The organism is Methanobacteriaceae archaeon, from assembly GCA_030656015.1.
In the GTDB taxonomy this organism is placed as follows: domain Archaea; phylum Methanobacteriota; class Methanobacteria; order Methanobacteriales; family Methanobacteriaceae; genus UBA349.
Genome location: JAUSNX010000002.1, coordinates 90,624 through 97,838, shown reverse-complemented (window position 1 = coordinate 97,838; position 7,215 = coordinate 90,624). Strand labels below are relative to the sequence as shown.

Sequence of the window (7,215 nt, the reverse complement as noted above, 5' to 3'; positions counted from 1 at the left end):
GGGGCATTTTTGAATTTTTTCACTTTAATTAATAAAAGTGGAGATTTGACTGTGACTTTAAGTAAAATTAACCAGTCTGAATTTGATCCAAACACTGCAAATAATGTTAGGACTAAAACCTTACCCATACCCCAACAAGTTAATTTAGTTATAGATCAGGATATTGATGGTTTAGATATAAATGAGGCTAATGTGGGTGATGAAGTCACAATTAACATTAATATTGAAAATCAAGGTGACGATGCCACGGGATTAACTATAAAAAATTTACTTCCTGATGGATTGGATTTTGTATCTGCTGATACTCATGGAGTCGGGACATATGATCCTGATACTGGAATATGGAACATTGGAAACTTCAACAGCAAAGAAAAAGCAACTTTAAGTATTACTGTAATTGTTAATAACAATGCGGCGAATACTGTTATAAATACAGCTAAACTGGAGACGGTTGATCAATTCGATTGGAATTTCAATGATAACAGTAAAAAAACATATCTAAACATAATGGAACGTGAACAATTAAATTAGGAAAAATCCTATTTTATTTTTTTTTTTTTTTAAAAAAAATACTTATAATATATTAATAAATAGTGATATTATGAATGATAAAAAAGAATACAAAAAACCTATTATAACATATCATGGAGATTTAAAAGTAATTACCAAGGGAGGACAAGATGGGAAAGGTGATTTGGCAGCAAGATATGGGGAACCTTATTCATAATCTATAATTTTTTTTAATTATTATTGAGCCAGATAGATAGAATTGCTATTTTCCATATGTTTATAGAATCTGATCCTTTTATTCCATCTTTATATCTTTTATAAATTTGAGGCAATTCTTTGCAGTTGTAATATTTCTTTGTGAATTTATTTTTGAATATTAATTCATCTAAAATATTTTTTTCATATACTAACAAGTTTCTCTCAAATACAGGGAAAAAATTGATCTTCCCAATTCTCCATTGAATTTTTGGAGGTAGAAGATCACCTAAACCAATTCGAGCCAATAATCTACCCCATCCATTATTATATTTTATTTCAGTGGGAACAGCGTAACAGAATTCTATGAGTCTTTTATCCATCATAGGGTGGCGTGGCTCTATTGAAAATGCTCCTGTTAATCTATCCATCATCTCAAATATCATTTGATGGGTTCCACTTGTCAAATAATAATAATGTATTTTTTTGGAGCTGTTAGCAGTTTCAAAAGGTTTTAAAAATTGATTTTCATATTCTTTATTCAAATCAAATTTTTTTACAAAAGTTTTATTCAAATTAATGAAGTCTTTTTCTTTTCTAATGCCTTTGAATTTTAACCAGATATTTTCAATTTTTTTGCTTGAGGGGAAAATCACATTACCAATAAATATTTTAATTGGATGTACTTTTCGCACATTAGATATACTTATTATTTCTTGAATTAGTTTTTTCCACCTTAAATTAAAAAAAAGTTCCATTAAATATTTTTCTCCTTTATAAAGAAGACAATCTCCATCATGTCCGCCTAAAACTACTCTAACATCATTTTCACCCATTTTTTTGTAGAGTTCCCATATCATTGCAATATTTGGCGTTTGAGAGGGTTCTTCATTATGAAAAAATATTTCTTTAATCTCTTTAAAAGGACTTATTGAATCAGCAACTAAATAATGAGGATTAATGCCTCCGGTTTCTACCACTTTTTTAATATAATAACTTTCATCAGATTCTTTTATTTTATCAAATACCAGTGAAAATGTATTAATGGGTGTTTTATAATTTGAAATATTTTTTGCCATTACTACTACTGATGAAGAATCAATACCCCCACTTAATTCAAAACCAACTTTAAATGGAGTCCTTAATCTGCATTCTATAGCTTCTTCAAATAATTGATAAAATTTTTTATAATAATCCTCTATACAATCAAGCTTGATTTCTAAATCAGGATTCAAAGCCCAGTATTTTATTTTAGAATGATTTTTTAAATTTATAATTGTTTTATGTGCTGCAGGTAGACGGAATATTTTTTCATAGAAAGTCAGGTCGCGTTCTGTTGAAATAGGAATTAAATGATGGGCAACCTTCAACTCATTAATCTCCCTAGGAACACCATCCACACAAAACAAGGCCTTAATCTCAGTCCCAAAGACAAACATATCATCATCTAAATAATAGTAAAAAGGCTTAACTCCCATATGGTCCCGTGCACAGAATAACTTCTCTTCCTTTTTATCCCAGATAGCAAAGGCAAAGTCGCCCAGTAACTTATCTGGACAATCTTCACCCCATTTCTCATACGATTTCAAAATAAAATAACTATCAGAAACATCTTCCTCATCTTTAAGGCCTAATTCTCTAGATAATTCGTCCCTATTATCAATACGAGCATCTGCAGTAATCACTAGGCCATCTTCTTCAAAGGGTAGCTTTTCATGCAAAGATTCTTGAGTGGTCCACAGCATCTGGTGGCCTAATCCCACAGGCCCGTCACACCAAATGGCCGATCCATCGGGGCCTCGGTGAGATAATTTTTCATTCATTTTTTTCATGAGTTCTGGATCTACATTCTTTCCATTTCTCATGAATATTCCGGTTATGGCGCTCATGGTTTCACTTTTATCACTTTATCGGCCCTTAAAAAAGTATTTAGATTATAATAGATTATTAGGATGGTATCTATTATAATTATTTATAGTATTTACCCACGCATTCTTCAATTTCTATTTCAATTATACTGGTACCCCGCACGGCCTTTTCTGGAAAATCAATTCCTTCTAAGTGTGGGGTGTATTTGGCCACTATTTTATTTAGGATATTTATTTTTAAATCAACATCATCCTTGATTATTGATGCTTTTCCCAGAATTAACACACTTTCATATTCGGTATTCACATCACATGGTGCATCATCTAGAATAAGGCCTTTCATAATGAAAGTTTCAAAACATACTTTTTCATTAGCTAAAATATTGCTTATTTTCTGGCCTCTGGGTAAGCCGTGGATGAAAATCTTGTGATCATGGTAGACAAAGTGCACTGGTAAAATGTAAGGGTATCCGTTTTCATTTATAGTTGCTATATTTCCAACAGGAGTTTTTTCCAGTAATTCTGTTATTTTTTCTTCACTTAACGGATGTTTTTTCATTCTATACTGCATTGTAATTACTCCTTGAATATAAAATAATCAGATTCCATTTGATAAAAATATTTTTCATTTTATCTTACTTTTTCTAGAATACTGTTCATTATTTTTAAAAATAGTTATTTTTATTCGAGTATATTTAAAGATTTTTGTACTATTTTGTTCAATTGAAAGATATAGATATTAAAAAATTATCAAATAATCTCAGTTGAAAATCCTTTAAAAAAGCAATAAGAAGCAAAATAAGAATATAAATTAAAATAAGTATATTATTAAATTTCTAGATTCCCCAGAATAATTATTTTAGGCCACATTAAATAAGATATTTAGCTTTTCTTCTGCGGTTTGAAGGTATTCTTTATGCAATTTTCATACCCTCTTTCATAACATTGTTTATAAATGGTGTTTTTGTCTTTAAGTCCTGTGGAAGGAGTACTTTAATTGAAATATAGTCTTCAGTATCCAGAAGCACGTCAAAAGCCAGGCCACTCATTTCTCTCCACCCTTCTGCTTCATCACCCGTCCATACAACTAAAATATCGATATCAGAGTCTTCTCGAGCTTCGCCCCGGGCTACGGATCCGAATAGTATTATGCTGTTAATAGAATCACCATATTTTTGGAGGGCTCTTTTGACAAATTCATTAACCGCTTTTTTGTATTCTTCTTGGAGCTCCATAATTCATTTTATGTGTTAACTTAAAAATAAACTTTATCCTCATTAAATAATAATTCTTAAAGTCAGTTATAGTTAAATCCTATTCCTATAACTTATCTCTTTAAATTTAAAGGTAAAACTAGTCCCCTTAGTTCCATCAATCTTTAAATCAGCATCTAATTGCGTGGATAGACTTTTAACCAGTTGCAATCCTAAGGTCTTAGTACTATCTATATCCACATCCGGGCCTAAACCCACTCCATCATCACTTACCTTTAATATAAATTCATCATCAATTTTATTAAAATTAATCTTCAAAGTACCTGTATCCCTTCCCTTAAATGCGTATTTAATGGAGTTGGTTAGGAGTTCATTGACAATTAAACCTAGTGGTATGGCTGTATCCAGGTTGATATAGATATCTTCCGCATCAATGATGGGCCTTATTTTTTCGGGGGATACGGTATAGCTTAAAAATATGTCTTTTATTAGTTGCTGGAGGTAACTTCCAAATTCTATCTCACTTAAACTGGTGGACTGGTATAGCTTCTCATGGACTATGGACATGGATCTTATACGATTCTGAGACTCCCTTAAAACTTTTTGAACTTTCTCTTCCTCTTCAAAATTGGCCTGGAGATTCAATAGAGAGGATACTATCTGCATATTATTTTTAACCCGGTGGTGTATCTCCCGCAGTAGTACTTCTTTTTCCTTGATGGATTTTTCCATATTCTCTTCGGTATATCTTTTCTCCAGTAAGTTGGTGAATATTTCCCCCATCAAAATTAAAAGGTCAATATCTCCTTTATTACAATCCATCTCCATTTTAACCATATCAAAACCCACATATCCCAGGACCTTCCCATGAAACTTCATGGCCACCGCGGTCATAGATTGTGTATCCTTTGATAATAATAATTTTCTTTCAAATTTAGCTTCATCTGGCAGGTTTTTCACCGATTTAATATGGATTTGCCCCTTACTTTTAAGTTTTCCCAGGCTCCATCTAAAGAAAGGTTTTTCCAGATTCTGCAGATTATCAATTTGTGGCTCTATATGTGGTGCACACCACTCATGGGTGTTACTTAAAAGATTACCATCAGGGTTTAATTGGAATAAGTAGCTTCTATCTACTTGCTTGAATTCACCAATTTTTTGCAATGCTTCATTTATGGCATCATCCACCATTTCTGGTTTTTTGTTGATGAAATTCTTAGAAATATCCATTAATAGGCTTTCTAGTTCTAAACGATACTCCATTTCTTTTTCAATTCTTTTCTGTTCACTTATATCACGCAGAGACCCTTCCACACCTATAATTTCTCCTTTTTTATTATGTCGAAGGTGGGCGTTTATGGAAACATAAAACGTATCATTTAAATCATTTCTTAGCCGGACCTCATAATGGTCTACTTCGCCTTTTTCTTTTATCTGATTTAATAATTCTTGGCGGTCCTCGGGTTGATGGTACCATGATTCAATAGGGGAACCAATCATTTTTTCCCGATCAAATCCAGAGTAACGGTTGATAGATGGGCTGATATCTATTATTTTCCCCTTATTATCGGCCTGGTAGAGCACATCTTGTACATTTTCAAATATTTCCCGGTATTTCTTTTCACTATCTTCCAGTTTTTTCTGTGCCTCTTTTAAAGGGGTGATGTCCACTACCGAAACCACGTATTCATCCAGATATGGGATATGGTCCACCATTATTTGGGAGAGATGTGCATCTCTATTATTATCAATTAATCTGGTTTCATAGGTATTAGGGGCTTTTTCCGGATTTTTTTGACGTATTTTATTATATTCAATCATGCGATGCAGATCGTCGGGGTGGGTAAAATCCATCCAGGTCTTTTTAAACTCCAGTTCTTTCTTAGAACTATTTAAAAATTCCTCCATTTTATGATTTACCAAAGTAAACAAACCTTTTTTATTAAATATCCCGGTGGGAACTCCTGTATTTTCAAATAAGGTTCGATATAATGATTCTGATTCCCGGAGCGATTTCTGGATTTCTTTAATTTCACTGATATTTCGAATAATGGCCAGTACTTCATTAGAATTTAATTTTGTTAAACGAGCCTCAAAATAATTAATATTTCCTTCTAGCTCTAGTTCATATTCAAATTTTTCTCTGACCGAGTTATCAATAGTATTTTTAATCTTACTCCTGACTAATTCCAGATAATGGGGGGTCAGTTTTAGTTCAGAGATATTGCTTCCTACAATTTTTTCCGGGGAAAGTGCCAGGTAGTCATTGCTGGGTGATTTAAAATCTATAAAGGTACCATCCTTTCGGATGATAAACATAATATCTGGTATGGCCTCCAGGATGGCTCTGCTTTTATGTTCACTTAGTTTTAAAGCATCTTCAGTTTTTTTACGTGGAGTAATATCTGAGAATCTGAATAAACGACCTACCTGAACGTCATAGTGATCATAGATTTCAGTAAGTTTTAGTTCAAGCCATAAATCATAGTCCTTTAAAAAAATTTCATTATCACCACTTGGATTATGGTAATAAGACTTAAGGGCACCTAAATCCTTTAAAACATCATTAATATCATTACCCAAATCATCATCATTTATATCAAGCATACTTGCGGCGGGATTAACTTCTAACAACTTGTGATTATTATCAAATATCATTACTCCACTTTTAATATTACGCAGGAGCAAATCATGGGCTATTTGGTTAATGTCTAGTAAATTATAGCGGAAAATCCCTAAAAATAATAATATTACGGAAAAACTTAAGCCAAAGGGAGTTATGTCCAAACCAGGAATTGGAGATAATCCTGAAGCATATATTAAACTGAAAATTAAGGGTATCAACCCACTTAAAATTAATATATAAAATTTTTGTTTATTTTTTTTATCTTCGGTTCGTATTTTCTGGCTTAAAATTATGGTTCCCACTAATAATAGGCTGTAACTGTAGAAGATATTAATATAAAATAAGGGGCCCTGTTCATATAGGAGTAGTGCTCCCGGTTCACTAGACACCGGGGTGATGCTGGGCCATATAAGGCCGTGCCAGGCATTGGTTAAAGCCATAATAGTAATAATTAAGGGAGTTAATAATAGAAGTCCCACGCTTAGGGGTTTAAAATATTTATCATATTTAGTAAAACTCATGACTAAAAGAAACCAGAAAGCAGCGACCGTGGTGGCACCTATATAAGTTATCTGGGTCCACATAATCTTGGTACTGGCATCTGAACTTAATAATGCCAGGCCCGATCCCATGTACCACAAAAATACGCTTAAGGTTAAACATATAAAATAAGTATTAAAACGGGTAAATGGCCGTTGATAGCTGCGAAAGGTAAGAGATAGAGTCCCCATCGCAAACAATAATAAAATGATTCCTAATGCCGAGTATTGCCCATTCATAACATAACTTTCATATTATTAAT

6 protein-coding genes are annotated in these 7,215 nt (G+C 32.6%); 2 read left to right on the top strand and 4 right to left on the bottom strand.

Features of this window, described 5'->3' with window-relative positions:
- On the top strand, window positions 1-531 hold a 531-nt coding region (locus Q7I96_03125; GenBank protein ID MDO9626605.1), incomplete at its 5' end, for a DUF11 domain-containing protein.
- 70 nt (window positions 532-601) lie between these two features.
- Window positions 602-727 carry a hypothetical protein gene (locus tag Q7I96_03120; GenBank protein ID MDO9626604.1) on the top strand — a complete coding sequence of 42 codons (126 nt, stop codon included), beginning with the start codon at window positions 602-604 and terminating at the stop codon, window positions 725-727.
- A gap of 13 nt (window positions 728-740) precedes the next feature.
- Here the strand turns inward: Q7I96_03120 and Q7I96_03115 are convergent, their stop codons facing one another.
- The 4 genes from Q7I96_03115 to Q7I96_03100 all read right to left on the bottom strand — a co-directional run bounded on the left by Q7I96_03115 (window position 741) and on the right by Q7I96_03100 (window position 7,192).
- Window positions 741-2,594: a lasso peptide isopeptide bond-forming cyclase gene (locus Q7I96_03115; protein ID MDO9626603.1), complete on the bottom strand. Its 1,854-nt coding sequence runs from the start codon at window positions 2,592-2,594 to the stop codon at window positions 741-743.
- 79 nt (window positions 2,595-2,673) lie between these two features.
- Entirely contained in the window at window positions 2,674-3,144 is a 471-nt protein-coding gene (locus Q7I96_03110; GenBank protein ID MDO9626602.1) for a pyridoxamine 5'-phosphate oxidase family protein, read from the bottom strand.
- Window positions 3,145-3,487: 343 nt separating this feature from the next.
- Window positions 3,488-3,808, bottom strand: a complete 321-nt coding sequence (locus Q7I96_03105) for a nucleotidyltransferase domain-containing protein (GenBank protein MDO9626601.1) — start codon at window positions 3,806-3,808, stop codon at window positions 3,488-3,490.
- Window positions 3,809-3,880: 72 nt separating this feature from the next.
- Entirely contained in the window at window positions 3,881-7,192 is a 3,312-nt protein-coding gene (locus Q7I96_03100) for a histidine kinase N-terminal 7TM domain-containing protein (GenBank protein ID MDO9626600.1), read from the bottom strand.
- Between the last annotated feature and the right edge of the window lie 23 nt (window positions 7,193-7,215).

What these genes read in the sequence shown, in the direction of transcription:
- Q7I96_03120 (MDO9626604.1), top strand. Translation starts at nt 602, where the DNA reads ATGAATGATAAAAAAGAATACAAAAAACCTATTATAACATATCATGGA.
- Q7I96_03115 (MDO9626603.1), bottom strand. Translation starts at nt 2,594, where the DNA reads ATGAGCGCCATAACCGGAATATTCATGAGAAATGGAAAGAATGTAGAT.
- Q7I96_03110 (MDO9626602.1), bottom strand. Translation starts at nt 3,144, where the DNA reads ATGCAGTATAGAATGAAAAAACATCCGTTAAGTGAAGAAAAAATAACA.
- Q7I96_03105 (MDO9626601.1), bottom strand. Translation starts at nt 3,808, where the DNA reads ATGGAGCTCCAAGAAGAATACAAAAAAGCGGTTAATGAATTTGTCAAA.
- Q7I96_03100 (MDO9626600.1), bottom strand. Translation starts at nt 7,192, where the DNA reads ATGAATGGGCAATACTCGGCATTAGGAATCATTTTATTATTGTTTGCG.